We start from the raw sequence: 25,343 nt of genomic DNA on the forward strand, positions 1-25,343 counted from the left end.
TTTTGAATGTCGCAGAAATTTGACGTAGTAGTGATCGGTGCTGGCCCTGGTGGCTACGTGGCTGCCATCAAGGCGGCTCAGCTGGGTCTGACCACTGCCTGCATCGAGAAGTACACCGACGCAGAAGGCAAGCAAGCCCTGGGCGGCACCTGCCTGAACGTGGGCTGCATTCCTTCCAAGGCGCTGCTCGACAGCTCCTGGAAATACAAGGAAGCGAAAGAAAGCTTCAACGTTCACGGTATCTCGACCGGCGAAGTCAAAATGGACGTCGCTGCGATGGTTGGCCGCAAGGCTGGCATCGTCAAGAACCTGACCGGCGGCGTTGCCACCTTGTTCAAGGCCAACGGCGTTACTTCGATTCAGGGCCACGGCAAACTGCTGGCTGGCAAGAAAGTCGAAGTCACCAAGCCAGACGGCTCGGTTGAAGTCATCGAAGCTGAAAACGTCATCCTGGCTCCAGGTTCGCGTCCGATCGACATTCCACCGGCTCCGGTTGATCAGAAAGTCATCGTTGATTCGACTGGCGCTCTGGAATTCCAGACCGTACCTAAACGTCTGGGCGTGATCGGCGCTGGCGTGATCGGTCTGGAACTGGGTTCGGTGTGGTCGCGTCTGGGCTCCGAAGTGGTTGTCCTGGAAGCTCTGGACACCTTCCTGATGGCAGCGGACACCGCTGTTTCCAAGGAAGCACTGAAAACCCTGACCAAACAAGGTCTGGACATCAAGCTGGGCGCTCGCGTGACCGGCTCGAAAGTGAACGGCGACGAAGTCGTTGTGAACTACACCGACGCCAACGGCGAACAGACCATCACTTTCGACAAGCTGATCGTAGCCGTTGGTCGCCGTCCGGTGACCACTGATCTGCTGGCTTCCGACAGTGGCGTGACCCTCGATGAGCGCGGTTTCGTGCACGTTGACGATCACTGCGCGACCACCGTACCGGGCGTTTTCGCCATCGGTGACGTGGTTCGCGGCATGATGCTGGCTCACAAAGCTTCGGAAGAAGGCATCATGGTTGTCGAGCGCATCAAGGGCCACAAAGCCCAGATGAACTATGATCTGATCCCTTCGGTTATTTATACTCACCCGGAAATCGCGTGGGTTGGCAAAACCGAGCAGGCCTTGAAAGCTGAAGGCGTTGAAGTTAACGTCGGCACCTTCCCGTTCGCCGCTTCCGGCCGTGCCATGGCTGCCAACGATACCGGTGGTTTCGTCAAGGTCATCGCTGATGCCAAGACTGACCGCGTATTGGGCGTGCACGTGATTGGCCCGAGCGCTGCAGAACTGGTACAGCAGGGCGCGATCGGTATGGAATTCGGCACCAGCGCTGAAGACCTGGGCATGATGGTTTTCTCCCATCCGACCCTGTCTGAAGCCTTGCACGAAGCTGCTCTGGCTGTGAATGGCGGTGCCATCCACATTGCCAACCGCAAAAAGCGTTAACAGACAATAAGAAACCACGGCGGTAACGGCCCGTCGTGAGCCTTGCGAGCAAGTCTCACCGCGGAATGTCCGCTGGACGCAGTCTTGCGTAGCTCAGCTACGCAAGCAGCAGTCACAGGTGGCGCGGCACTCAAACGAGCGCAGCGCCGAATGCGCAGTACCTAACGAAGACGGTAAAAAGCATGAATCTTCACGAGTATCAGGGTAAGCAGCTGTTCGCTGAATACGGCCTGCCAGTTTCCACTGGTTACGCAGTAGACACCCCGGAAGCAGCAGCAGAAGCTTGCGACAAAATCGGCGGCAGCGAGTGGGTTGTCAAAGCCCAGGTCCACGCCGGTGGTCGCGGTAAAGCGGGCGGCGTCAAGCTGGTTCGCAGCAAAGAAGACGCCAAAGCCTTCGCACAGCAGTGGCTGGGCAAGCGTCTGGTGACTTACCAGACTGACGCCAATGGCCAGCCAGTCACCAAGATCCTGGTTGAATCGTGCACTGATATCGCTAAAGAGCTGTACCTGGGCGCTGTCGTTGACCGTTCGAGCCGTCGCATCGTGTTCATGGCTTCCACCGAAGGTGGCGTGGACATCGAGAAAATCGCTCACGACACTCCAGAAAAAATTCTCAAAGCCACTATCGATCCACTGGTTGGCGCTCAGCCATTCCAGGGTCGCGAGCTGGCATTCCAGCTGGGTCTGGAAGGCAAGCAGGTTGCTCAGTTCGCCAAGATCTTCGTAGGTCTGGCCAAGCTGTTCAAGGATCACGACCTGGCTCTGCTGGAAGTGAACCCGCTGGTGATCAAGGCTGACGGCGATCTGCACTGCCTGGACGCCAAGATCAACATCGACGCCAACGCAATGTACCGTCAGCCTAAGCTGAAGACTTTCCACGATCCGTCGCAAGACGATCCGCGCGAAGCGCACGCTGCCAAGTTCGAACTGAACTACGTAGCACTGGAAGGCAACATCGGCTGCATGGTCAACGGTGCTGGCCTGGCCATGGGTACCATGGACATCGTCAACCTGCATGGCGGCAAGCCAGCCAACTTCCTCGACGTAGGTGGTGGCGCTACCAAAGAACGCGTAACTGAAGCGTTCAAGATCATCCTGTCCGACACCAATGTCGCTGCAGTACTGGTCAACATCTTCGGCGGCATCGTTCGCTGCGACATGATTGCCGAAGGCATCATCGGCGCTGTGAAAGAAGTCGGCGTGAAAATCCCGGTTGTTGTTCGCCTTGAAGGCAACAACGCTGAGCTGGGCGCTAAAGTACTGGCAGAAAGCGGTTTGAACATCATCGCTGCTACCAGCCTGACCGACGCTGCTCAACAAGTTGTCAAAGCTGCGGAGGGCAAATAATGAGCGTCCTGATCAATAAAGACACCAAAGTTATCTGCCAGGGTATTACCGGTTCGCAAGGTAGTTTCCACACCCAGCAAGCCATCGAATACGGCACCAAGATGGTTGGTGGCGTTACTCCTGGCAAAGGCGGCACCGAACACCTGGGTCTGCCTGTGTTCAACACCGTCAAAGACGCAGTAGAAGCCACTGGCGCTACCGCCTCGGTTATCTACGTTCCGGCTCCTTTCTGCAAAGATTCGATCCTGGAAGCGGCATTCGGCGGCATCAAGCTGATCGTGTGCATCACCGAAGGCATTCCTACCCTGGACATGCTGGACGCTAAAGTTAAGTGCGACGAGCTGGGCGTAGTCCTGATCGGCCCTAACTGCCCAGGCGTTATCACTCCGGGCGAGTGCAAGATCGGCATCATGCCAGGTCACATTCACTTGCCAGGCAAGGTCGGTATCGTTTCGCGTTCCGGCACCCTGACCTACGAAGCTGTGAAGCAGACTACTGACGCCGGTTTCGGTCAGTCGACTTGCGTCGGCATCGGTGGTGACCCGATCCCGGGTTCGAACTTCATCGACATCCTGAAGCTGTTCCAGGAAGACCCGAAGACCGAAGCGATCGTGATGATCGGTGAGATCGGCGGTTCGGCTGAAGAAGAAGCGGCTGCCTACATCAAGGCACACGTGACCAAGCCGGTTGTTTCCTACATCGCTGGTGTGACTGCTCCTCCGGGCAAGCGCATGGGCCATGCTGGCGCAATCATCTCTGGCGGCAAAGGCACTGCAGACGAGAAATTCGCTGCACTGCAAGACGCAGGCGTTAAAACCGTGCGTTCGCTGGCAGACATCGGCAAGGCCCTGGCCGAGCTGACTGGTTGGGCTGTCAAGTAAGCCTCGCGCTTAGCTGACGCTTTACCAAACAAAGGCCACCTTCGGGTGGCCTTTGTCGTTTCTGGCATTCGCTGATTTATAGGCTTGCCCCCAATTACATGCAAAAACGCGACACGGAAACGTCGCGTATCGGATAGTTCGCCCTCTAACAGTGCGTTTGCAAAGCAAATTCGTTAGGCTAGCAGCCATTTTTGCGTCTGCCGCCCACAAGGCATGCAACGCGCTTTAAGGGTCAGTCCCATACGGATCGACAGCATTTCCCTAATTACACAGGGCAATCCCCCTCTAAATTCCGATTCAGTAGTGTGGTATTACCTTAATGAAAGTTTTGAAAGGTCAGGACATCCTGGCACTTGGCTTTATGACATTTGCTCTGTTCGTTGGGGCTGGCAACATCATTTTCCCGCCGATCGTTGGCTTGCAGGCCGGACCTCACGTCTGGATGGCCGCGCTGGGCTTCCTGATCACCGCGGTGGGTCTGCCGGTGATCACCGTCGTTGCACTGGCCAAGGTTGGTGGGGCGATGGACGCGCTGAGCAGCCCGATCGGCAAGCTGGCTGGTGGCATTCTGGCGGCGGCGTGCTACCTGGCGGTCGGCCCGTTGTTCGCCACCCCGCGTACCGCAACCGTGTCCTTTGAAGTAGGTCTGGCACCGCTGACCGGCGAAAGCCCGTTGGCACTGTTCCTCTACAGCTCGGTGTACTTCCTGCTGGTGTTCTTCATCTCGCTCTACCCTGGGCGCTTGCTGGACACCGTTGGCCGCTTCCTCGCGCCGCTGAAGATCATCGCGCTGGCAGTGCTGGGTATCGCTGCATTCGCCTTGCCGGCGGGTGACATCGGCCACGGCACACCGGAATACGTGGCGGCACCGTTCTCTCAGGGCTTCATCAATGGTTATCTGACCATGGATACCTTGGGTGCACTGGTGTTCGGTATTGTCATCGTCAACGCCATCCGCTCGCGTGGCGTCGAGTCGCCGGCGCTGATCACCCGTTACGCGATCATTGCTGGGCTGATCGCTGGTGTCGGTCTGGCGCTGGTGTATGTCAGCCTGTTCCGTCTCGGTTCCGGCAGCCACGAAGTGGCCGTCGGCGCTACCAACGGCGCAGCGGTATTGCACGCTTACGTGCAACACACCTTCGGTTCGCTGGGCAGCGGTTTCCTCGCGGTGCTGATCTCGCTGGCGTGTCTGGTGACAGCGGTCGGCCTGACCTGTGCTTGCGCTGAGTATTTCAGCCGAGTGCTGCCACTGTCCTACAAGACCCTGGTGATTATCCTGGCGGCGTTCTCGCTGCTGGTGTCCAACCTGGGCCTGACCAAGCTGATCGCGTTCTCGATCCCGGTGCTGACCGCGATCTACCCGCCGTGCATCGTGCTGGTCGCTTTGAGCTTCTGCAAAGACTTCTGGCATGAGCACGGCCGGATTCTCGGCCCGGTGATGCTGGTGTCATTCATCTTTGGCACTATCGACGCGTTGAAAGGCGCCGGTCTGGCCGACTGGATGCCATCGCAGTTGTCGCACCTGCCGCTGAGCGAGCAGGGCCTGGCGTGGCTGGTGCCGTGCGTGATGACCCTGGTGGTCGCAGTTGTTTGCGATCGCCTGTTGGGCAAACGTAGCGAAGCGGTTGCCTGACGTTGGCTGACCCGCCATAAGCGGGTCTTCAGCGCTTAAACAGAAATGCCCCGTATCAATCGATACGGGGCATTTTTTATGCGCGTCAGGCAGTGTCTTTTTCCCTGAGCTAACGTCGAAGGGTTGCCGAAATCTTAATGTGGGAGCGAACCTGCTCGCGAAAGCGTTGTGTCAGCCGGCATGTTGCGTGATACGCCGCCTTCGCGAGCAGGCTCGCTCCCACAGGTAGCATCCATACTTCACAAGGAATTGCATGTCGTTCATCCAAGCCAACCTGATCCACCTGCTCGCGGCCGTCTGGTTTGTCATCTGCTGGGGCGGTTATACCCGTTATGCCTCCTGGAAGGGCCGCGATACTGCGTGTCTGGCGAGCGTGCTGCACCTGTACCGCGAAGACTGGATGCGCCGCATGCTGCTGCGCGATAACCGCATTGCGGACGCCAGCGTGATCGGTAATCTTGAGCGCAACGCCTCGTTCTTTGCCTCCAGCACGCTGATTATCCTCGCCGGTATTCTTACTGTGCTTGGCGCATCTGAGCGGGCCGTGTCGTTGCTGGCCGATATTCCGATGGTGCAACAGGCGTCGCAGGGCATGTCGGAGATCAAGTTGCTGTGTCTGGCGATGGTCTTCGTCTATGCCTTCTTCACCTTTAGCTGGTGCATGCGTCAGTACAATTTTGCGGCGGTTTTGGTCGGCTCGGCGCCAATGATCGGTGAGCGACATGTCTCCGAACAGGAGCGCAAGGCGTTCGCTGCGCGGGCGGCGCGAGTGATTTCGATGGCGGCCAACCAGTTCAACTTCGGGCTGCGCTCTTACTACTTCGGCATGACCATGCTCGCGTGGTTCGTCAGTCCATGGTTGTTCATGCTGATGAGCGCCGGTGTGGTATTGGTCTTGTACCGCCGCGAGTTTCATTCCGACGTTCTCGATGTCATGGTCTATACCCCTACAGAAGCCCCCATTCCCGAGACAAACAAAGAGGTCGCTTGATGAGTATTCCGTTCTGGTGTGTGTTTATCACTGCGCTGCTGATCTATATCGCGCGTATGCCGGTGGGCAAGGCGATGAAAGAGCAGGGCGGTTACAACAACCACTTGCCACGCCAGCAACAAGCGCAACTGACCGGTTACGGTGCGCGGGCGCTGGCAGCGCATCAGAATACGATTGAAGCGTTCATGTTGTTCGCAGTCGGTGTATTGATGGCGCACACCACTCAGACGGCAGGATGGCTGATCGATACGTTGGCAATCGTTTTTGTTATCGCGCGGATCCTCTACTTGTGGCTCTATCTGGCTGACCAGCCCAAGCTGCGCAGTCTGGTTTGGGTAGTTGGTTTACTGTGCTCGCTGTTACTGATGATTAGTCCGACTTTTAGAACTGTCTTGCTCTAAGCGACATTGGCACTAAATGACAGGCAAAAGAAAACCCGCACTTGGCGGGTTTTCTTTTTTCTGCAGCAAAAAGCGGATTATTGCTTCTTGGCAGCTTCGTCTTGCGCAGCAGCGTTCGATTCAGCCTGAGCTTTGGCAGCTTCGGCGTTTTCTTTCGCAGCGTCGTTCACTTTATCCTGAGCTTTGTTCATGTCTTGCTGAGCTTGTTCAGCATGTTGGTTGGCATCTTGAGCTTTGTCCTCGGATTTTTTATCGCAGGCAGCGAGACCGAGGGAAGCGGTCAACATCAAGGCAATAGCTAAAGTCTTACGCATGGGGTGTTTCTCCTTATGGAAAATAACTACTGGCCTTAAGAACTCGGCGCTACAGGTTAAGTTCCTCATTTCTTTCAGATATATAAGTTTGTTTTTACAGGGAACTTTTGCGGCATTGCTGACTACTGGCAATGGGCTCTAACGAGAGTAATTATCAAATGGCCGAAAACCCCGTTTTTGAGCGTGCTACACGATTTCTATCGGCATTGCGCCACTGCCAGGTACTTGGTTTGCAGGTGCACAGCGCCTCCAGTGAAGGGCTTACGGTGATCCTTCCGTACAGCGCTAAAATCGTTGGTAATCCGCGAACAGGGGTTATTCATGGCGGCGCAATCACCTCGCTGATGGATACCGCGTGTGGAATGTCCACGTTGTGCGTGCTGCCGGAATTTGAGGTGTGCCCGACCCTCGACCTGCGCATCGATTACATGCACGCCGCCGAACCGAACAAGAATGTCTATGGCTTTGCCCAGTGTTATCGCGTGACTACGGATGTGATATTCGCCCGTGGCTTTGCTTATCAGGATGATCCCGAACAGCCCATCGCCCATGTGGTCGGCACTTTCATGCGCATGGGCAAGGGCCTCAAAGGCACCAAAGGCACCAAAGGTTTCGGCGGCGCGATCAAGGGAGAAAGCCAGTGAGCGAAGACCTCAAACAGCAACTGCAACAGGCCCATGCACAAGGCGACTACGCGCCATTGCTGAAACTGATCCCGTACGCCGGTCTGATCGGCATCGAGTGCTCGCGAGTCGGCGATGAACTGTTGTTCAAGTTGCCGGCGAACAAGGACAACATTGGTAACCCTTTATTGCCGGCGATCCATGGCGGGGTGATCGCCGGATTCATGGAGCTGGCCGCCGCCCTGCATCTGTTGATTTTCACCGGTGCGCCCGGTGTGCCGAAGATTATCGATTTTTCCCTCGATTACCTGCGCGCCGGGCAATTTCGCGATACCTGGGCCAAGTGTCAGGTCTGCCGCCAGGGCCGCCGCGTCGCCAACGTCGCGATCACGGCCTGGCAAAGTACTGAAGGCGAACCGATTGCCACTGCTCGCGCGCACTTCAAAATCGATGAGCCCTTGAAATCCTGAAGAGCGCCCCAAACTCACAAGACAACCCGCCGCCGACCATTTCGGGTCGCGGCCACTGCCATCTGATTGGAGTTTGATGACCATGAGTGTGGAAACTCAAAAGGAAACCCTGGGCTTCCAGACCGAGGTAAAGCAGCTGCTGCACCTCATGATCCATTCGCTGTATTCCAACAAGGAAATTTTCCTTCGCGAATTGATCTCGAACGCCTCTGACGCTGTCGACAAGCTGCGCTTCGAAGCCCTGGCCAAGCCAGAGTTGCTCGAGGGTGGCGCTGATCTGAAAATCCGTGTGAGCTTCGACAAGGACGCCAAGACCGTCACCCTCGAAGACAACGGTATCGGCATGAACCGTGACGATGTGATCACCCACCTGGGGACCATCGCCAAATCGGGCACCGCCGATTTCATGAAAAACCTCTCGGGCGATCAGAAGAAAGATTCGCACCTGATCGGCCAGTTCGGTGTCGGCTTCTACTCTGCCTTCATCGTCGCCGACCAGGTTGATGTGTACTCCCGCCGCGCCGGCACTCCGGCCAGCGAAGGCGTGCACTGGTCGTCGAAAGGCGAGGGCGAGTTCGAAGTCGCCACCATCGAAAAACCAGAACGCGGCACCCGCATCGTCCTGCATCTGAAAGCTGCAGAAGACGAATTCGCTGATGGCTGGCGTCTGCGCAACATCATCAAGAAGTACTCCGACCACATCGCTTTGCCGATCGAGCTGCCGAAAGAAGTTACTGCAGTTGAAGGCGAAGAGGCTCCTGCCGTTGAGTGGGAAACCGTCAACCGCGCCAGTGCCCTGTGGACTCGCCCTCGCACTGAAGTGAAGGACGAGGAATACCAGGAGTTCTACAAGCACATCGCTCACGACTTTGAAAACCCGCTGGCCTGGAGCCACAACAAAGTCGAAGGCAAGCTCGAATACAGCTCGCTGTTGTACGTGCCGGCCCGCGCGCCGTTCGACCTGTACCAGCGTGAAGCGCCGAAAGGCCTGAAGCTGTACGTGCAACGCGTGTTCGTCATGGATCAGGCGGAGTCGTTCCTGCCGCTGTACCTGCGCTTCATCAAAGGTGTGGTCGATTCCAACGACCTGTCGCTGAACGTGTCGCGTGAAATCCTGCAGAAAGACCCGATCATCGATTCGATGAAGACCGCGCTGACCAAGCGCGTGCTCGACATGCTGGAAAAGTTGGCGAAAAACGAGCCTGAGCAATACAAGGGCTTCTGGAAGAACTTCGGTCAGGTCATGAAAGAAGGCCCGGCAGAAGACTTCGCCAACAAAGAGAAAATTGCCGGTCTGCTGCGTTTCGCATCGACCAATGGCGACGACGGCGAGCAGATCGTTGGTCTGGCCGACTACCTGGCGCGCGCCAAGGAAGGTCAGGACAAGATCTACTACCTCACCGGCGAAACTTACGCGCAGGTCAAGAACAGCCCGCACCTGGAAGTCTTCCGCAAGAAAGGCATCGAAGTGCTGCTGCTGACCGACCGTATCGACGAGTGGCTGATGAGCTACCTCAGCGAGTTCGACGGCAAAACGTTTGTCGACGTGGCACGTGGTGATCTGGATCTGGGCAACCTGGACTCGGAAGAGGACAAGAAAGCCGCGGAAGAAGTCGCCAAGTCCAAAGAAGGTCTGGTTGAGCGTTTGAAAACCGCACTGGGCGATTCCGTGGCTGAAGTCCGCGTGTCGCATCGTCTGACCGATTCGCCGGCCATTCTGGCCATCGGCGAGCAGGATCTGGGTCTGCAAATGCGTCAGATCCTCGAAGCCAGCGGGCAGAAAGTGCCGGATTCGAAGCCGATCTTCGAATTCAACCCAAGCCACCCGCTGATCGAGAAACTCGACGGCGAGCAGAGCGAAGAGCGTTTTGGCGACCTGTCGCACATCCTCTTCGATCAGGCAGCCTTGGCTGCCGGCGACAGCTTGAAGGATCCGGCCGCGTATGTGCGCCGTCTGAACAAGCTGCTGGTTGAACTGTCGGTTTAACCAAGTTGCAGAAAAACCCGCTTCGGCGGGTTTTTTCATTCTGGTGTTTAACAAATCAGGAGTCAGAAATGAGCCAAATCACTGTACGTTCCGTGGTCTATCAGATTGATGGCCAGCCTTATGAAGGTCGTCTGGCGTTCGATGCCGAGCACAAGGGCGCGCGTCCGGGTTTGTTGATGGCGCCGAACTGGATGGGTGTCAGCGCTGGCGCTGAAGAGATCGCCAAGTCGGTCGCGGCCGAGGGCTACGTGGTATTGATTGCTGACGTCTACGGTCAGGCTGTTCGTCCGCAGAATGCTGATCAGGCTGGCGCGGCAATGATGCCGTTGAAGAATGACCGCGCGCTACTGCGCACGCGTATGCAGGCGGCTTTCGAGCAGTTGCAGAAACAAGGCGAAGCGGCGGTTGATACGTCGAAGCTGGCGGTGTTCGGGTTCTGCTTCGGCGGTTGCTGCGCGCTGGACCTGGCACGCACCGGTGCGCCGGTGAAGGCGGCGGTGTCGTTCCATGGCACGCTGGATTCGCCGAACCCGGCCGATGCGCAGAACATCAAGGGTTCGGTGCTGGTGTTGCATGGTGCTTCCGACCCGTTGGTGCCGAAAGAGCAGTTGCCGGCGTTTGAAGACGAGATGAACGCGGCGAATGTCGATTGGCAGTTGCTGAGCTACGGCGGTGCGGTGCACTCGTTTACTGATCCGCATGCGAATGTGCCGGGCAAGATGATGTACGACGCGAAGACCGCGAAGCGCGCGTTCAAGTCGATGCATGATTTGCTGGATGAAGTGTTCAAGGGCTGAAGCCTGAAAAGCAAAAGCCCCTCATCGGAACGCCGCCCGCCTAACCCTCTCCCAGAGGGAGAGGGGACTGAATGGGGGATGCTGAAGTATTACGCCGACCTGAAAGTTTCTTGGTGAATCCATAATCGCCAAGACTTTTCAGGTCGATGTATGACGCAAGACACCTCGCTCGGCCCCCTCTCCCTCCCGGCGGTCCGACGTTTCGGGAGGGCAGGGGTGAGGGTACTGATTGTGGATGCTCAACCAATGCGTCGGCCTGATAGGGCATTACCGAATCCATAATCGCCAAGACTTTTCAGGTCGGCGTATGGCGTAAGACACCTCGGTCGGCTCCCTCTCCCTACGGGCGGTCCGACGTTTCGGGAGGGCTGGGGTGAGGGTGCTTTTCAGCGCGGCAATTCAATCCGCTCAACTTCCCCCGGCACCGTCGGCCAATCCCCGGCCGCCCATTTGCCCCGCGCCTCATCGATCGCCGCCGGATCGCTCGCAACAAAATTCCAGTTGATCCGCCGAGGCCCATCCAACGGCGCGCCGCCGAACACCACCACGTGAACATCGCTTTCGGCAAACAGACTCATTTCTTCCCCGGCCGGTAAAACCGCCAGCGCATGCGGTTCAAGCGCTTCACCGTTCAGTTGCGCATCGCCACTCAACACATAAACCGCCCGCTCTTCATGCTCGGTCGGAATCAGCAGGGTGGTCGCCGTTTGCATCTTCACTTCCGCATACAACGTAGGAGAAAGCACCGGCACCGGCGATTCCAGACAAAAGCCTGACCCGGCAATCATGCGAATCTGCACGCCGAGGTTATCGCTGACCGGCAAGGTCGACGCCGGGTGATGGCTGTAATGCCCGGGGCCCTGCTCGTGCTCCTTGGGCGAGGCCAGCCAGATTTGCAAACCGTGCATGGTGAAGCTTTGCTCCCACAGCGGCTCTGGCGTGCGCTCGACGTGTGCAATCGCGCTGCCGGCAGTCATCCAGCTGACATCGCCGGCGCCGACCAACTGATCGGAGCCGAGGCTGTCCTTGTGCAGGAGTTGGCCTTCAAACAAATAGGTGAGGGTCGACAGACCGATGTGCGGATGCTGTCGGATGTTCATGCCTTTGCCCGTCGGATAAACCGTCTCGAGCATGTGGTCAAAAAACACGAAAGGCCCGACGCTGCGGCATTTGGCTGACGGCAGCGGACGCAGAATCGGCTGGCCTTCGACGTCTTCGGCGCGCGGGCGGATGATCAGAGGTTGCGTGTCCATGGTGCATTCCAGGCTGAGCGGGCGATGCCAGAAGCATAACCCGCCGCTGGCGTGAGGAGGATTACTGGCTGTCGAAGCCTTGTGGAGCGTGGGTTTCGATGCTGACATCGCTGGTGGTCATCAGCTTGTGGATCGGGCAGCGGTCGGCAACTCGCAACAATTCCTCACGCTGGGCGTCAGTGAGTACGCCTTTGAGAGTGAGGGTAACGTGGAGGACGTATTTGCCTTTCTGCTCCTCGCTGTTGTCACGTTTGACGTCGACACCGACGCCGGTCAGCGGGATGTCTTTCTTCTTCGCGTACATCTTCAGGGTCAGTGCCTTGCAGGCGCCGAGGGCGGCATCGAAGTAGTCGTGCGGCTCGGGGGCGGAGCCTTCGCCGCCGGCGGACTTCGGTACGTCGGTAAACAGTTCGTGATCATCAATCTGTACGGTGTGACGAAAACCTTCAGCGGAGACGGTATTGACGGTAACGGTCATGGGAACCTCACAGGCAGTAGGAAAAGTCGCTCGATCAAACAAGACCTTGCAGTTATAGAGCATTCCCACCGGTACGCGTTCCACTTTCCTGCGGGATGAACCCTTGTCGTCAGGGCGGGGTCTAGGCTATGCCTACTTGCCGGAGATTACTTGTGTCCCTGTATCGTTTGAGTCTCGCCTGCCTTCTGCTGGTTGCCGGCAGTGCCAGCGCCCGCGAATACACCTACAGCGATGCGCACCTGCATTACGTGGATTTTTTCCAGGAAAGCGCGGGCATGGCGAAATTGCTGACGGCCATGAAGGACAGTTCCGTCGAGCATGTGATGATTTCCGGGATTCCAGTGGCGAAGAAATGGCATGAGGACGAACCCAAGCGTCCGCGCTATTACGCCGGGGATGACGCCGATGCCTATTGGTACAGCGCCACTGACGTGATCGTCGCCGATGCGGTGCAGAAGCTGTCGCCCGAGCAGCGCCGGTACTTTCATCCGTTCCTGTCAGGTTTTAATCCCAACGACAAGAACTCCGCCGCGCACATCCAGCGCATGCTCGATCTGTATCCGGGGTTGTGGCAGGGCATTGGTGAGGTGTTCACCCGCCATGACGATCTGACAGCGCTGACCTCTGGCGACACGCCACGCGCCAACAACGAGGCGATGACGAAAATCTATCATCTGGCCGCCGAGAACGATCTGCCAGTGATGCTGCACTCCAACATCACCTCCAAGCGTGAGAAAAATCCGCTGTACTTGAAGGAAATCGAGGAGCCGCTACGCAATCACCCGCACACGCGGTTTATCTGGGCGCACGCGGGCACCAGCGCAGAAATCCATCGGCATCAGACGCAGTTGCCGTTCTTGCTGCCAACCCTCACGCGCATGCTGGAGGCTTACCCCAATCTGTTTATTGATTTGTCGTGGAGCATGCTCACGCCGTATCTGCTGGATGAGCAGGGCAAACCGCGTCCTGAGTGGCTGGCGTTGGTCGAGAAATATCCGGAGCGCTTCATGCTCGGCTCCGACGTAGTAGGACGTTTCAATAAGCTCGGTCAGGAAATGCACAGCTTCAAGCCGTTCCTTGATGCACTGCCGGAGAACATTGCGCAAAAGGTCGCAAGAGATAACTTCCTGGCTATCTTGCCGCGAACGGTGTTCAAGTCCGGCAAAACCGCGCTGAATCGTTAATGCCTTCGGTTCGAAGGATAAAGGCCTTTTGATATCGCCTTTTCGTCTTACGCATTTTTCCGCCGGGCCGATACCTTCTAAAGCAACCAGCTGCAGGGTTGATGCAGCGCTTTTGGAAGGAACCAGAGCAATGAGTATCCGTAGTCTCAATATTGCCCCGCGTGCCAGCCTCGGTTTTGGCCTGCTGGCGCTGATGGTGTTTGCCCTCGGGGCGTTCGCGTTGCTGCAAATGTCGAATATGCGCGCGCAGTCGGACGAGGTTGATAACAATTGGCTGCCGAGCGTGATGGCGGTCGGTGAGATGAGTCAGGACATGTTGCGCCTGCGTGCGCTGACCATGCGCCTGTTGCTCAATCGCGATCCGCAGGCGCTTGAACAGAATGTCGTCAAACTCAATGAGCTGCGTGGCGTGCTGAGCGAAGCCCAGCAGCGTTATGACGTGCTGATCGTGTTGCCGGAAGAGCGCAAACTGTTCGACCGTTTCAAAGCCGCCGAGCACCAGTATCTGGAGCTACAGGCGCAGGTCATGCAGCTGTCCGCGCAGAATCGGGTCGAAGACGCGGCGAGCATTCTCAATAACCAGATGAGTCCACTGGCCGACGAAATCGCCGTGACCTTGCGTGAACTGGTCGAAATGAATAAACACAATGCCAACCTCGCCACCGAAGCGGCGCGGCTGGTGTTTATCAATTCGCGGGTGTGGGTCGGGGTGATGATCGGCATTACCGCGCTGATCACCATTGGCTTGGCGCTGTTACTGACGCGCAGCATCGTGCTGCCACTGGCGCAGTCGTTGGGTGTGGCGGAAGTGGTCGCCAGTGGTGATCTGACCGGCGACATTAGTATCTCGGGCAAGGACGAGCCGGCGCGGCTGCTGCAGGCGCTAAAAAGCATGCAGCACAACCTGCGCGACACGATTCGGCGAATCTCGGAATCTTCCAGCCAATTGGCCTCGGCCTCGGAAGAGCTGAGTTGCGTCACGGAAGATGCCACGCGCGGGTTGCATCAGCAGAGCCTGGAAATCGAGCAAGCCGCTACGGCGGTCAATCAGATGACGGCCGCCGTGGAGGAAGTGGCAAGCAATGCCGTGGCCACTTCCGAGGCCTCTCGTGAGTCTGATCGCATTGCCCAGCATGGTCGTGAACAGGTGCATCAAACGGTGTTGTCTATTGAATCGCTCGCCGACGATGTGACAGCCAATGCGAGCCAGGTGGAAGATCTGGCGCAGAAGGTCTACAGCATCAGCAAAGTGCTGGACGTGATTCGTTCGATTGCCGAGCAGACCAATCTGCTCGCATTGAATGCCGCGATTGAGGCGGCACGCGCCGGTGATGTCGGGCGCGGTTTTGCTGTGGTGGCGGATGAGGTGCGGGCCTTGGCGCATCGCACTCAGCAGTCGACTCAGGAAATCGAGCAGATGATTGGCGGGATTCAGCAGGGCACTGATTCGGCGGTAAGTTCGATGCAGCAGAGCAATGTGCGGGCGCGCTCAACTTTGGAACTGGCCAAGGCTGCTGGTGTGGCGCTGGAGGAAATCGCCTCGGCGTTTACCTTGATCAACGAGCGCAACCTGGTGATTGCCAGTGCCTCGGAGGAGCAGGCAGCGGTGGCGCGGGAGGTGGATCGTAATCTGATGAATATTCGTGATCTGGCGATGCAGACCTCGGCGGGAGCCAATCAGACCAGTGCGGCGAGTCAGGAGTTGTCGCGGTTGGCGGTGGATTTGAACAGCATGGTGGCTAAATTCTCGGTTTGAGGTATGCCTTCAAAAGCCCCTCACCCTAGCCCTCCCGAAACGTCGGACCGCCCGTAGGGAGAGGGGACTGACCGTGGGAGATTGGCGAGTTACACCGACCTGATCTTGCTTTGGGGAATCCATAATCGACTCGATTTTTAGGTCGATGTATGGCGCCAGACCCTCTGTCGGCTCCCTCTCCCATTGGAAAAGGGGATTGACCGTGGGGGATTAAAGAGTTACGCCGACCTGAGTGTTCTGGTGAATCCATAATCGACTCGAACTTTCAGGTCGATGTATGGCGAAAGACACCTCGGTCGGCTCCCTCTCCCAAAGGGAGAGGGAGCCGACCGTAGGAGATTGGCGAGTTACACCGACCTGATCTTGTTTTAGAGAATCCATAATCGACTCGATTTTTCAGGTCGATGCATGGCGAAAGACACCTCTGTCGGCTCCCTCTCCCAAGGGGAGAGGGGACTGATCGTGGGAGATTGGCGAGATGCACCGACCTGATCTGGCTTTGGGGAATCCATAATCGACTCGATTTTTCAGGTCGATGCATGGCGAAAGACACCTCGTTCGGCTCCCTCTCCCAAGGGGAGAGGGGACTGATCGTGGGAGATTGGCGAGATGCACCGACCTGATCTGGCTTTGGAGAATCCATAATCGACTCGATTTTTCAGGTCGATGTATGGCGAAAGACATCTCGGTCGGCTCCCTCTCCCTCGGGAGAGGGCTGGGGTGAGGGGCGAAGGTGACGCAAAAAGTCGGGTTGAACGCAGGCGAAAAAAAGCCCCGCTTTCGCGAGGCTCTTTGATGTAGCGGCGGATCAGCTGCCTTTAACGGTTTTACCGTTGACCGTGCCGTCCTGGAGCATGATGTTGTACTCCTTGCCGTCGGTTTCGACTTGTTGCAGGCGAACCAGCAAGTAATCCCAATCCTTGGCGAACCACAGCACGGTGGTGCGCTTGCTTTGCGTCGGGTCGCGTACGCGCTCGACCTTGATCGCATCGATCTTGCCAGCCTTGGTCTCGACTTTTTCCGAGCCCAGCACGCGGAAGTCATAGGTATCGACTTCACCGTCATCGACCACTTGATAGCTCATGGTCTTCTTGCCTGCAGCGACATCATGCTGCAGCGCCAGTTGATAGGTGGACTTGTCGACCATGCCACGGTTCAGCGGGATCTTCACCGCATCGCCACGGTCGGTGCCGGTGACCATTTTGCTGTTCCAGTCGAAATCCAGATCAGCCTTTTTCGCTTTGCCCAGACCGCCACGTTCGAAGTGGTAGGACTGTGGCAGCAAGGTGTCCTTGTCCAGGGTCAGGGTGCTTTCTTCAGTCAGGCTGGCGATCATCATCGAGGCCTTGAAGCTGAGCTTCCAGACGCCGTTGGCTTCCTTGACCAGGCTGCGCTCGGCAGTGCCGCTCATGGGCAACTGCTTCCAGTCGGCGGTGTAGCTGGCGGAGAACGGTTGAAGGTCCGCTGCCTGCGCGAAGGGCAGGGCGAGCAGAGCGCAAGCGAAGAGCAGGGCGCGACGCATAATATCTCCTAGTGTCGAATCAAGTGGCCGCTGGCCGCGAGTAACTGGCCATCCAGTAAAGCACCGTGTTCGCCGAGTGCCAGTCTGCCTTCGGCAAACCAGCGAACCGCCATCGGGTAAATCAGGTGTTCCTGAACGTGGACTCGCTGCGCGAGACTCTGCGGCGTGTCATGCAACTCTACCGGTAATACTGCCTGTACGACCAGTGGTCCGCCATCGAGTTCCTCGGTGACGAAGTGCACGGAGCAGCCGTGCTCAGTGTCGCCGGCCTCCAGCGCGCGCTGATGAGTGTGTAACCCTTTGTATTTGGGCAGCAGCGACGGATGGATGTTGAGCAGGCGACCCTGGTAGTGGCGAACGAAATCAGCGCTGAGAATGCGCATGAAACCGGCCAGCACCACGAGTTTCGGTTGGAATTCGTCGATCAGTTCGATCAGAGCAGCATCGAAGGCCTCGCGACCTTCGAATGCCTTGTGATCCAGCGAGCGGGTAGCGATACCCGCGTCACTGGCGCGTTGCAGGCCGTAAGCGTCGGCGCGATTGGAAATCACTGCAGCGATGCGAACCGGGCTGTCGCCGGTCCGCGTGCTGTCGATCAGAGCCTGCAAGTTACTGCCGGTGCCGGACAACAGCACCACGACATCACAGGTTGCGGACATTAATGAGCCTTAAGGTTCTGCAGATCAACCTGAGCGGCACCTTCGGCGGCAGCAGCGATCTGGCCGATGACCCATGGCTGCTCGCCGGCGTCACGCAGGGTGTTCAGCGCCACTTCAACGTGTTCCTGAGCCACGCAGATGACCATGCCAACGCCGCAGTTCAGCACGCGGTGCATCTCGGTTTCGTCGACGTTGCCTTTTTCCTGCAGCCAGTCGAACACGGCAGGGCGAGTCCAGCTAGCCACGTCAACCACGGCCTGAGCGCCTTTTGGCAGCACGCGCGGAATGTTGTCGAGCAGGCCGCCACCGGTGATGTGGGCCATGGCTTTGACGGCGCCGGTGTCTTTGATCAGCTTGAGCAGCGGCTTCACGTAGATGCGGGTCGGGGCCATCAGCAGGTCGGTCAGCGGTTTGCCGTCGAGCTGGATGTTTTCGATGTCGGCACCGGAGACTTCAATGATCTTGCGGATCAGCGAGTAACCGTTGGAGTGCGGGCCGGACGATGGCAGTGCGATCAGTGCGTCACCGGTGGCGACTTTCGAGCCGTCGATGATTTCCGCTTTTTCCACGACGCCGACGCAGAAGCCAGCCAGGTCGTAGTCTTCGCCTTCGTACATGCCTGGCATTTCAGCGGTTTCGCCGCCCACCAGCGAGCAACCCGACAGTTCGCAGCCAGCGCCGATGCCGGTCACGACTTGGGTCGCGGTCTCGACGTTCAGTTTGCCGGTGGCGTAGTAGTCGAGGAAGAACAGTGGCTCGGCGCCGCACACCACGAGGTCGTTCACGCACATCGCAACCAGGTCGATGCCGATGCTGTCGTGTTTGTTCAGGTTCAGTGCCAGACGCAGCTTGGTGCCGACGCCGTCGGTGCCGGAAACCAGCACTGGCTGCTTGTAGCCGGCCGGGATTTCGCAGAGGGCGCCGAAACCGCCCAGGCCGCCCATGACTTCCGGGCGCGCAGTGCGCTTGGCGACGCTCTTGATGCGTTCGACCAATGCTTCACCGGCGTCGATGTCTACACCGGCGTCCTTGTAGCTCAGGGAGGGTTGCTTGCTCATGATCCAGGCCTTTAGGGGAGGGGATTCAGGGGTAACGACCGAGTTCAGCGGGAACTTCGAAATCGACGGGGCGATGGCCTCACGCGAGTTTCGAGGTGCCCGGCTGTTGCCGGTCTGCGAAGGCGCGCGATTTTATCAGGCTTGAGGGGCAGCGGCCATCCTCGCACCGACGGGCAGGGCCATATCTCGGGAAATTTTTTGCAATTAAGGTCTACGGGTGCCTGTATAAGGTGTGGCGATTAACCGTCTATCGTTATCACTGTGCAAAAACTTACCGCTGTCGTGTGAATGTTTTGTGCTGGCAGATTGTCACAGCCTTGCTTAACCGGTTCACGCGGCGTGTTCCAGCCGCTCCTGTCGACGGGAATTCTCCATGCGTTTTTGTAAATTGTTGTTTGTGGGTTGTTTGTCTCTGATCAGCCTGGCGAGTCACGCCGAAAATCTCAAAGGCCTTTATCAAGTGCGCGAGCCGGTCAATGGCCAGGCGCCGGAAGAGCGTGATCGCGCCACGCAAGCGGCGCTCGACACCCTGATATTGCGCCTGACTGGCGATCCGAAAGCCCCACAAAACCCAGGGCTGGCGGCGATTCGCAAGGATCCGCAGCAGATTATCAGTCAGTTCGGTTTTGACGCCGGGCCGCCGGAAGTGTTGAAGGTCGATTTCGATCCGTCGACCACCGAGCAGGCATTGCGTCGTGCCGGGTTGTCGTTGTGGGGCGCCAGTCGCCCGTCGATTCTTAGCTGGTGGCTGAACGATTCAACTGAAGGGTCGAGTCTGGTCGGCGATGGTCAAGCCGCCGCCGCACCTTTGCGTACGGCCGCGCAACATCGCGGTTTGCCGTTGCGTTTGCCGCTGGCGGACCTGAGCGAGCAACTGGTTGCCACGGCGCCAGCGCTGGAAGGCACGGATCCGGCACCGTTGCGCGGCGCCTCCGAACGCTACAACGCTGACGCCTTGCTGGCGGTGCATGCGCGCGAAGAAGGCGGGCAGTGGCAAGCCAAGTGGCACTTGTGGCTGGGCGATCAGAAAGAGGCAGGCAGTGTGCAGGGCGCCGATCAGGCTGCTGTCGCGGACGCGGTGATGCTCGCAGTGGCCGAACGTCTGGCGCCACGGTTTGTCGCCAAGCCCGGCGCTTCAGGGCAGCAGACCCTGGAAGTGCAGGGCATGAATCTTGAGCATTACGCAGCGCTGTTGCGGTTACTCGAACCGTTTGGCGTGCGTCTGCAAAGTGTTGATGGTGATCGCATCGTTTATCGGGTCAATGGCAGCGCCGATCAAATGCGCGCGCAGTTGTCGCTGGCCAAGTTGCAGGAGTTGCCCGCTGAGGCCCAGGCTCCGGTGGTCGCGCCGCAGCCTGCGGTTGCAGGTGCAGCACCGGTCACGGCCCCGGCCCCGACCCCGGCAGCACCGTCGTTGCGGTTTCGCTGGTAAGTCTTTCCTTATATAGAAGCAACAGGAGTGGTACATGGCCGATACGCGGCGTTGGTTCTGGCTCGGTGGGGTTGTCCTGCTTTGCGCGTTTGTGTGGTTGCTGCACCCGATCCTCACGCCGTTTCTGGTGGCGCTGCTGCTGGCTTATCTGTTCGATCCGCTGGTGGATCGCCTGGAGCGGCTCGGTTTGTCGCGAACCTGGGGCGTGATCGCGGTGTTTGCTCTGTTCACCTTGATCGTCACGGCACTGATGCTGGTGCTGGTGCCGATGCTCGCAAAGCAGTTGCTGCGTCTATACGAACTGGCGCCGCAAATGCTCGATTGGCTGCAGCACACGGCGGTGCCGTGGGCGCAGTCGAAGCTGGGGTTGTCGGACGGTTTCTGGAAGTTCGACAAGGTCAAAGCCGCGATCAGCGAGCACATGGGTCAGACCACCGACATTGTCGGCGTGGTTCTGAGTCAAGCGACGGCGTCGAGTCTGGCGCTGATCGGCTGGCTGGCCAATCTGGTGCTGATCCCGGTGGTGAGTTTCTACCTGCTACGTGACTGGGACGTGATGATGGCCAAGATCCGCAGCCTGCTGCCGCGTGATCGGGAAGAGACCATCGTGTCGCTGGCCGGTGAATGTCATGAGGTACTGGGCGCGTTTGTGCGCGGTCAGTTGCTGGTGATGCTGGCGCTGGGTGTGATCTACGCGGCGGGCCTGATGATCGTCGGGCTGGAGTTGGGGCTGTTGATCGGTCTGATCGCGGGGCTGGCGGCGATCGTGCCGTACATGGGCTTCGTGATCGGTATTGGCGCGGCGCTGATTGCCGGGTTGTTCCAGTTCGGTGGCGATCTGTATCCGATGGTCGGAATCGTCGCGGTGTTCATGGTCGGTCAAGCGCTGGAAGGCATGGTGCTGACGCCTTTGCTGGTGGGCGATCGTATCGGTCTGCATCCGGTGGCGGTGATTTTCGCGATTCTCGCCGGCGGCGAGCTGTTCGGGTTCACCGGCGTATTGCTGGCGTTGCCGGTGGCGGCGGTGATCATGGTGCTGGTGCGCCATGTGCACGACTTGTACAAGGATTCCGACATCTATAGTGGTGTGGACGATCCGCAGTTGTAATGGCGCGGGCCAACCCGGCGAATCGCCGGGTTGGCCCGTGTCCTGCAGGCGCTGGCGCCAAAGAATCTGTCATAAAACCAGTGCGTTAACGCAAACCTTTGATTTTGCTTGGACTCTGTCGCATTGTGCGCTCAGCTTCACGGGTATAAACTTCGCAAACTTTACACAGAGGCCACTAACGGTTCCTTGAGAACTGTTCAGTCAGCATGAAACCGATTCAGCTGCCCCTAGGTGTGCGTCTGCGTGACGACGCCACCTTCATCAACTACTACCCAGGCGCCAATGCCGCTGCACTCGGCTATGTCGAGCGTCTATGCGAAGCCGACGCCGGCTGGACAGAAAGCCTGATCTACCTGTGGGGCAAACACGGCGTAGGGCGTACGCATCTGTTGCAGGCGGCGTGTCTGCGATTCGAGCAGATGGGCGAGCCGGCGGTGTACTTGCCGTTGGCCGAGTTGATGGATCGCGGCGTTGAAATCCTCGATAACCTTGAACAGTACGAACTGGTTTGCCTGGACGACTTGCAGGTGATTGCCGGCAAGGCTGACTGGGAAGAGGCGATGTTTCATCTGTTCAACCGTCTGCGTGACAGCGGTCGGCGCTTGCTGATTGCCGCCTCCACTTCTCCGCGTGAATTGCCGGTCAAACTGGCTGACTTGAAATCCCGCCTGACGCTGGCGCTGATTTTCCAGATGCGCCCGCTCTCCGACGAAGACAAATTGCGCGCCCTGCAATTGCGTGCATCGCGTCGCGGTCTGCACCTGACCGATGAAGTCGGGCATTTTATTCTGACTCGCGGCACCCGCAGCATGAGTGCACTGTTTGACTTGCTTGAACAGCTCGATCAGGCCTCTTTGCAGGCTCAGCGCAAGCTGACCATCCCCTTCCTGAAAGAAACGCTAGGCTGGTAACGGCGCGGCTTTCAGCGTGTTTCGGCATATTTCAGGCGCCAGAAAATCCGCTTTCCTGCACGGTGTGCAGGCCGCGTATCGGTTCAAATGGGCTTAAGCGCTTAGATGTAAACGAGAAACCGGGAAGTCACAAAAAGATCGATTGAATTTGCAAATGAGGCTGATAGCGGGCATAGTCTCGGCTTCTTTACAACTATCAGCCACGGTCGTGCCCATGCTAAAGCGCTTCGCACCCCTCGTGCCTCTCGCACTCGTCACCCTGTTGTACGGTTGCGCTGCTCATTCTCCAGTTCAAGAGCAGCCTCAACAGGTTAAAAATTCTGCCACGGCTCAGTCTTCGGTTATTTACCAGGAAGAGCTGGACACCGAAAAAGAACTCAACGAATTCAACGGCAAGAAGCCTTATCAGCTTCCTGTTCTGGCCGACAGCATCCTTGAACGCGGCATGTCCCTGATCGGTACCCGTTACCGTTTCGGCGGTACCTCTGAAGCCGGTTTCGATTGCAGCGGTTTCATCGGCTACCTGTTCCGCGAAGAAGCCGGCATGAACCTGCCACGCTCGACCCGCGAAATGATCAACGTCGATGCACCGCTGGTCTCGCGCAGCAACCTTGAGCCGGGCGATCTGCTGTTCTTCGCCACCAACGGTCGTCGCGGTCGTGTCAGTCACGCCGGGATCTACCTCGGTGACAACCAGTTCATCCACTCCAGCAGTCGTCGCAGCGGCGGTGTTCGCATCGACAGCCTGGGTGACAGCTACTGGAGCAAGACTTTCATCGAAGCGAAACGCGCATTGGCCAACGCTCCGACGGTCGTCACTGCTCGCAAGTAATCCCCGTTGTCGCTGCGTTCGCGGCGACAATCAGGCTTCCGGCAACGGAGTAGACCTAGACTTTACAAGGTGAAGTTAAAGTCTTACTTGAAGTTTGCCGCGTAGCCGCTAGAATCCTGTATCTATATTGATGGCAAACCGCCTGCGTGCTCACGCAGGCGGTTTTGTTTTCTGTCCATCGGCAGAAAAAGCCGCAGCCAGATCAGGATGTTCTGCTTATGACGATGTCGGCCCGCCTCACTTTGATCTTCTGCGCAGCGCTGCTCAGCGCCTGCGCCAGTCGCACGCCGCCTCCTGCGCCAGTGGTTCGCGCGCCGGTCGTGTTTGGCCCCTCGCAATCTTTCTCGCCCGCTGCTGAGGACGTGCTGTTTCGCGCGCTCGGCCTGGTCGGCACGCCTTATCGCTGGGGCGGCAACACGCCGGATTCAGGGTTTGATTGCAGCGGGCTGATCGGTTTTGTCTACCGTGATGCGGCGGGCATCTCATTGCCGCGTTCGACGCGCGAGCTGATCGTCATGCAGGCGCCAAACGTCGGCAAGGAAGGCTTGCAGACCGGCGACCTGATCTTCTTCGCCACCAATGGCGGTTCGCAGGTCAGTCATGCGGGGATTTACGTCGGCGAAGGACGTTTCGTGCATGCGCCGGCCACGGGTGGCACGGTGAAGCTGGACAGCCTGTCAAAGGCGTATTGGCAGAAGGCTTATCTGAGTGCCAAGCGGGTGCTGCAGCCGGAGCATCTGGCGCATAACCCGTAGTAAAGGCAACGCAAAACCCATGTGGGAGCGAGCTTGCTCGCGAAAGCGGTGTATCAGTCAACTCAATGGAGACTGACACTCCGCATTCGCGAGCAGGCTCGCTCCCACAGTTGCTTCAGATCACATTCAGCATCACTTCGTGGCCGACACCCGCCACACTTTGTTGCCAACATCATCCGCCACCAGCAAGCCACCTTGCTGATCGATCACCACGCCCACCGGCCGGCCCAAAGCATTCTCGTCCTTGTCGAGGAATCCGGTCAGCACATCCACCGGTGTGCCACTCGGCTTGCCACCGGTAAACGGCACGAAAATCACTTTGTAGCCACTGTGCGGCTTGCGGTTCCACGAGCCGTGCTGGCCGATGAATGCGCCTTCCTTGAACTGCGCCGGCAAGGTGTTGCCCTCGGCAAAACTCAGGCCCAACGAGGCAGTGTGCGGCCCGATCGCGTAATCCGGGGCGATGGCTTTGGCCACCAGATCCGGGTTTTGCGGCGTAACGCGGACATCGACATGCTGACCGTAGTAACTGAACGGCCAGCCATAGAATCCGCCGTCCTTCACTGAAGTGATGTAATCCGGCACCAGATCACTGCCGATTTCGTCACGCTCATTGACGGCTGTCCACAGCGCCCCACTGGTGGGCTCCCAGGCCAGGCCGTTGGGGTTGCGGATGCCTGAGGCAAAGATCCGGTGATTGCCGGTCGCCCGATCGACTTCCCAGATCGCTGCGCGGCCTTCTTCTTTGTCCAGACCATTTTCGCCAACGTTACTGTTCGAGCCAACCGTGACATACAGCTTGCTGCCGTCCTTGCTGGCAATGACGTTTTTCGTCCAGTGATGATTCAGCGTGCCGCCGGGCAGATCGACAACCTTGATTGGCTGTGTCTTGATTTCGGTTGCGCCGGGTTCGTAGTTGAAGCGCAGCAGGCGATCGGTATCGGCGATGTACAGGTCGTTGCCGACCAGTGTCATACCGAATGGCGAATTAAGATTCTGCAGGAACACTGTGCGCGTCTCGGCCACGCCATCATGGTCAGCGTCGCGCAGCAGAGTGATGCGGTTCGGACTCGGCACGCCCGCGCCGGCCTTGCCCATGACCTTCTTCATCACCCAGCCACGAATGCCACTGCTGTCATCCGGCTTTGGTGGGGCATTGGTTTCCGCCACCAGCACATCGCCGTTGGGCAGCACATAGAGCCAGCGCGGATGATCGAGGCCTTCGGCGAACGCTGCGACCTGAGTGCCGGCCGCTGCGGTCGGTTTGCCGCCCTCGGGCCAGCCGATTGCCGGGGCGATATTCACCGTCGGGATCAGGGTCTTGTTGGGTTCGGGCAGCTTGGGTGACGGGCCGGTGCCGTCGGAGACTTGCAGACTGGAGGATTCACCGCAGGCGGCGAGCCCTCCGGCGAAGGCGATGACAAAAACGAGCTGGGGCTTGCGCATTGCTGATCTTCCCTATGAATGCATTCCTAATCATAGAGGAGGGCGCAAGCCCGATGGTTC

Annotated in this window: 24 protein-coding genes; 17 read left to right on the top strand and 7 right to left on the bottom strand. The window is 58.3% G+C overall.

All coding sequences use genetic code 11. From position 1 onward, the window contains the following. The first annotated feature begins 6 nt into the window (after positions 1–6). From lpdA to L8H52_RS25525, 6 genes are all read left to right on the top strand, one after another. Complete coding sequence (lpdA, locus tag L8H52_RS25500) at positions 7–1,443, top strand: dihydrolipoyl dehydrogenase (RefSeq protein ID WP_034156249.1); 1,437 nt, start codon at positions 7–9, stop codon at positions 1,441–1,443. Positions 1,444–1,625: 182 nt separating this feature from the next. After that, positions 1,626–2,792, top strand: coding sequence for an ADP-forming succinate--CoA ligase subunit beta (gene sucC, locus L8H52_RS25505; protein ID WP_007919879.1), 1,167 nt, complete (start codon positions 1,626–1,628; stop codon positions 2,790–2,792). Further along, the gene (gene sucD, locus L8H52_RS25510; protein ID WP_008082972.1) at positions 2,792–3,673 is read left to right on the top strand and encodes a succinate--CoA ligase subunit alpha; all 882 of its coding nucleotides are present in this window, start codon (positions 2,792–2,794) and stop codon (positions 3,671–3,673) included. Before sucC ends, sucD begins: the two co-directional genes overlap by 1 nt. Positions 3,674–3,992: 319 nt before the next feature. Beyond that, positions 3,993–5,306 carry a branched-chain amino acid transport system II carrier protein gene (gene brnQ / locus L8H52_RS25515; protein ID WP_242209284.1) on the top strand — a complete coding sequence of 438 codons (1,314 nt, stop codon included), beginning with the start codon at positions 3,993–3,995 and terminating at the stop codon, positions 5,304–5,306. 253 nt (positions 5,307–5,559) lie between these two features. Next, positions 5,560–6,297, top strand: a complete 738-nt coding sequence (locus L8H52_RS25520) for a DUF599 family protein (RefSeq protein ID WP_034156247.1) — start codon at positions 5,560–5,562, stop codon at positions 6,295–6,297. Next, on the top strand, positions 6,297–6,698 hold the full coding sequence (locus tag L8H52_RS25525) for an MAPEG family protein (RefSeq protein WP_034156246.1): 402 nt from the start codon (positions 6,297–6,299) through the stop codon (positions 6,696–6,698). Before L8H52_RS25520 ends, L8H52_RS25525 begins: the two co-directional genes overlap by 1 nt. A 77-nt stretch (positions 6,699–6,775) precedes the next feature. Here L8H52_RS25525 and L8H52_RS25530 read toward each other — a convergent pair whose 3' ends face one another. After that, on the bottom strand, positions 6,776–7,012 hold the full coding sequence (locus tag L8H52_RS25530) for a hypothetical protein (protein ID WP_008082962.1): 237 nt from the start codon (positions 7,010–7,012) through the stop codon (positions 6,776–6,778). A gap of 158 nt (positions 7,013–7,170) precedes the next feature. Between L8H52_RS25530 and L8H52_RS25535 the strand changes: the two genes are divergently transcribed. The 4 genes from L8H52_RS25535 (at position 7,171) to L8H52_RS25550 (ending at position 10,889) form a co-directional block, all read left to right on the top strand. Then, a complete protein-coding gene (locus L8H52_RS25535) occupies positions 7,171–7,656 on the top strand; it encodes a PaaI family thioesterase (RefSeq protein WP_242209285.1) in 486 nt (161 codons plus the stop codon). Next, complete coding sequence (locus L8H52_RS25540) at positions 7,653–8,105, top strand: PaaI family thioesterase (RefSeq protein WP_242209286.1); 453 nt, start codon at positions 7,653–7,655, stop codon at positions 8,103–8,105. Before L8H52_RS25535 ends, L8H52_RS25540 begins: the two co-directional genes overlap by 4 nt. Before the next feature lie 82 nt (positions 8,106–8,187). After that, complete coding sequence (gene htpG / locus L8H52_RS25545; protein ID WP_242209287.1) at positions 8,188–10,092, top strand: molecular chaperone HtpG; 1,905 nt, start codon at positions 8,188–8,190, stop codon at positions 10,090–10,092. Between the two features lie 68 nt (positions 10,093–10,160). Continuing rightward, positions 10,161–10,889: a dienelactone hydrolase family protein gene (locus L8H52_RS25550; protein WP_242209288.1), complete on the top strand. Its 729-nt coding sequence runs from the start codon at positions 10,161–10,163 to the stop codon at positions 10,887–10,889. A 386-nt stretch (positions 10,890–11,275) separates the two neighbouring features. Here the strand turns inward: L8H52_RS25550 and L8H52_RS25555 are convergent, their stop codons facing one another. Together L8H52_RS25555 and L8H52_RS25560 are read right to left on the bottom strand one after the other, a co-directional pair. Next, positions 11,276–12,142 carry a pirin family protein gene (locus tag L8H52_RS25555; RefSeq protein WP_242209289.1) on the bottom strand — a complete coding sequence of 289 codons (867 nt, stop codon included), beginning with the start codon at positions 12,140–12,142 and terminating at the stop codon, positions 11,276–11,278. 61 nt (positions 12,143–12,203) lie between these two features. Further along, the gene (locus L8H52_RS25560; protein WP_242209290.1) at positions 12,204–12,620 is read right to left on the bottom strand and encodes an OsmC family protein; all 417 of its coding nucleotides are present in this window, start codon (positions 12,618–12,620) and stop codon (positions 12,204–12,206) included. Positions 12,621–12,772: 152 nt separating this feature from the next. On the opposite strand from L8H52_RS25560, the gene L8H52_RS25565 reads away from it, so the two are divergent. Then, the gene (locus L8H52_RS25565) at positions 12,773–13,804 is read left to right on the top strand and encodes an amidohydrolase family protein (protein WP_242209291.1); all 1,032 of its coding nucleotides are present in this window, start codon (positions 12,773–12,775) and stop codon (positions 13,802–13,804) included. Between the two features lie 130 nt (positions 13,805–13,934). Continuing rightward, on the top strand, positions 13,935–15,560 hold the full coding sequence (locus tag L8H52_RS25570; protein ID WP_242209292.1) for a methyl-accepting chemotaxis protein: 1,626 nt from the start codon (positions 13,935–13,937) through the stop codon (positions 15,558–15,560). A gap of 808 nt (positions 15,561–16,368) precedes the next feature. On the opposite strand, the gene L8H52_RS25575 is transcribed toward L8H52_RS25570, so the two are convergent. From L8H52_RS25575 to purM, 3 genes are read right to left on the bottom strand one after another with little or no spacing between them, the layout of a single operon-like run. Beyond that, the gene (locus L8H52_RS25575) at positions 16,369–17,082 is read right to left on the bottom strand and encodes a DUF3108 domain-containing protein (protein ID WP_127926356.1); all 714 of its coding nucleotides are present in this window, start codon (positions 17,080–17,082) and stop codon (positions 16,369–16,371) included. A gap of 8 nt (positions 17,083–17,090) precedes the next feature. Then, a complete protein-coding gene (purN, locus tag L8H52_RS25580; protein WP_102900815.1) occupies positions 17,091–17,741 on the bottom strand; it encodes a phosphoribosylglycinamide formyltransferase in 651 nt (216 codons plus the stop codon). After that, on the bottom strand, positions 17,741–18,799 hold the full coding sequence (gene purM, locus L8H52_RS25585; protein WP_008082936.1) for a phosphoribosylformylglycinamidine cyclo-ligase: 1,059 nt from the start codon (positions 18,797–18,799) through the stop codon (positions 17,741–17,743). Before purM ends, purN begins: the two co-directional genes overlap by 1 nt. Positions 18,800–19,172: 373 nt before the next feature. On the opposite strand from purM, the gene L8H52_RS25590 reads away from it, so the two are divergent. From L8H52_RS25590 to L8H52_RS25610, 5 genes are all read left to right on the top strand, one after another. Further along, positions 19,173–20,231 (top strand): DUF2066 domain-containing protein, encoded by a 1,059-nt coding sequence (locus L8H52_RS25590; RefSeq protein ID WP_242209293.1) that lies wholly within the window; start codon positions 19,173–19,175, stop codon positions 20,229–20,231. A gap of 34 nt (positions 20,232–20,265) precedes the next feature. Next, positions 20,266–21,339: an AI-2E family transporter gene (locus tag L8H52_RS25595; protein WP_242209294.1), complete on the top strand. Its 1,074-nt coding sequence runs from the start codon at positions 20,266–20,268 to the stop codon at positions 21,337–21,339. Between the two features lie 206 nt (positions 21,340–21,545). Beyond that, entirely contained in the window at positions 21,546–22,250 is a 705-nt protein-coding gene (gene hda / locus L8H52_RS25600; RefSeq protein ID WP_007919828.1) for a DnaA regulatory inactivator Hda, read from the top strand. Positions 22,251–22,464: 214 nt separating this feature from the next. After that, a complete protein-coding gene (locus L8H52_RS25605) occupies positions 22,465–23,082 on the top strand; it encodes an NlpC/P60 family protein (protein ID WP_007919826.1) in 618 nt (205 codons plus the stop codon). Positions 23,083–23,300: 218 nt separating this feature from the next. Further along, on the top strand, positions 23,301–23,837 hold the full coding sequence (locus tag L8H52_RS25610) for a C40 family peptidase (protein ID WP_242209295.1): 537 nt from the start codon (positions 23,301–23,303) through the stop codon (positions 23,835–23,837). A 132-nt stretch (positions 23,838–23,969) separates the two neighbouring features. Here the strand turns inward: L8H52_RS25610 and L8H52_RS25615 are convergent, their stop codons facing one another. Continuing rightward, on the bottom strand, positions 23,970–25,283 hold the full coding sequence (locus L8H52_RS25615) for a sorbosone dehydrogenase family protein (protein WP_242209296.1): 1,314 nt from the start codon (positions 25,281–25,283) through the stop codon (positions 23,970–23,972). Positions 25,284–25,343 lie beyond the last annotated feature (60 nt).

Source organism: Pseudomonas sp. CROZ-RG-20F-R04-15 (assembly GCF_022662375.1).
In the GTDB taxonomy this organism is placed as follows: domain Bacteria; phylum Pseudomonadota; class Gammaproteobacteria; order Pseudomonadales; family Pseudomonadaceae; genus Aquipseudomonas.

Bases quoted from the DNA above. Each gene is read 5' to 3' on its own strand.
- lpdA (WP_034156249.1), top strand. From the start codon at position 7: ATGTCGCAGAAATTTGACGTAGTAGTGATCGGTGCTGGCCCTGGTGGC.
- sucC (WP_007919879.1), top strand. From the start codon at position 1,626: ATGAATCTTCACGAGTATCAGGGTAAGCAGCTGTTCGCTGAATACGGC.
- sucD (WP_008082972.1), top strand. From the start codon at position 2,792: ATGAGCGTCCTGATCAATAAAGACACCAAAGTTATCTGCCAGGGTATT.
- brnQ (WP_242209284.1), top strand. From the start codon at position 3,993: ATGAAAGTTTTGAAAGGTCAGGACATCCTGGCACTTGGCTTTATGACA.
- L8H52_RS25520 (WP_034156247.1), top strand. From the start codon at position 5,560: ATGTCGTTCATCCAAGCCAACCTGATCCACCTGCTCGCGGCCGTCTGG.
- L8H52_RS25525 (WP_034156246.1), top strand. From the start codon at position 6,297: ATGAGTATTCCGTTCTGGTGTGTGTTTATCACTGCGCTGCTGATCTAT.
- L8H52_RS25530 (WP_008082962.1), bottom strand. From the start codon at position 7,012: ATGCGTAAGACTTTAGCTATTGCCTTGATGTTGACCGCTTCCCTCGGT.
- L8H52_RS25535 (WP_242209285.1), top strand. From the start codon at position 7,171: ATGGCCGAAAACCCCGTTTTTGAGCGTGCTACACGATTTCTATCGGCA.
- htpG (WP_242209287.1), top strand. From the start codon at position 8,188: ATGAGTGTGGAAACTCAAAAGGAAACCCTGGGCTTCCAGACCGAGGTA.
- L8H52_RS25550 (WP_242209288.1), top strand. From the start codon at position 10,161: ATGAGCCAAATCACTGTACGTTCCGTGGTCTATCAGATTGATGGCCAG.
- L8H52_RS25555 (WP_242209289.1), bottom strand. From the start codon at position 12,142: ATGGACACGCAACCTCTGATCATCCGCCCGCGCGCCGAAGACGTCGAA.
- L8H52_RS25560 (WP_242209290.1), bottom strand. From the start codon at position 12,620: ATGACCGTTACCGTCAATACCGTCTCCGCTGAAGGTTTTCGTCACACC.
- L8H52_RS25570 (WP_242209292.1), top strand. From the start codon at position 13,935: ATGAGTATCCGTAGTCTCAATATTGCCCCGCGTGCCAGCCTCGGTTTT.
- L8H52_RS25575 (WP_127926356.1), bottom strand. From the start codon at position 17,082: ATGCGTCGCGCCCTGCTCTTCGCTTGCGCTCTGCTCGCCCTGCCCTTC.
- purN (WP_102900815.1), bottom strand. From the start codon at position 17,741: ATGTCCGCAACCTGTGATGTCGTGGTGCTGTTGTCCGGCACCGGCAGT.
- purM (WP_008082936.1), bottom strand. From the start codon at position 18,799: ATGAGCAAGCAACCCTCCCTGAGCTACAAGGACGCCGGTGTAGACATC.
- L8H52_RS25590 (WP_242209293.1), top strand. From the start codon at position 19,173: ATGCGTTTTTGTAAATTGTTGTTTGTGGGTTGTTTGTCTCTGATCAGC.
- L8H52_RS25595 (WP_242209294.1), top strand. From the start codon at position 20,266: ATGGCCGATACGCGGCGTTGGTTCTGGCTCGGTGGGGTTGTCCTGCTT.
- hda (WP_007919828.1), top strand. From the start codon at position 21,546: ATGAAACCGATTCAGCTGCCCCTAGGTGTGCGTCTGCGTGACGACGCC.
- L8H52_RS25605 (WP_007919826.1), top strand. From the start codon at position 22,465: ATGCTAAAGCGCTTCGCACCCCTCGTGCCTCTCGCACTCGTCACCCTG.
- L8H52_RS25610 (WP_242209295.1), top strand. From the start codon at position 23,301: ATGACGATGTCGGCCCGCCTCACTTTGATCTTCTGCGCAGCGCTGCTC.
- L8H52_RS25615 (WP_242209296.1), bottom strand. From the start codon at position 25,283: ATGCGCAAGCCCCAGCTCGTTTTTGTCATCGCCTTCGCCGGAGGGCTC.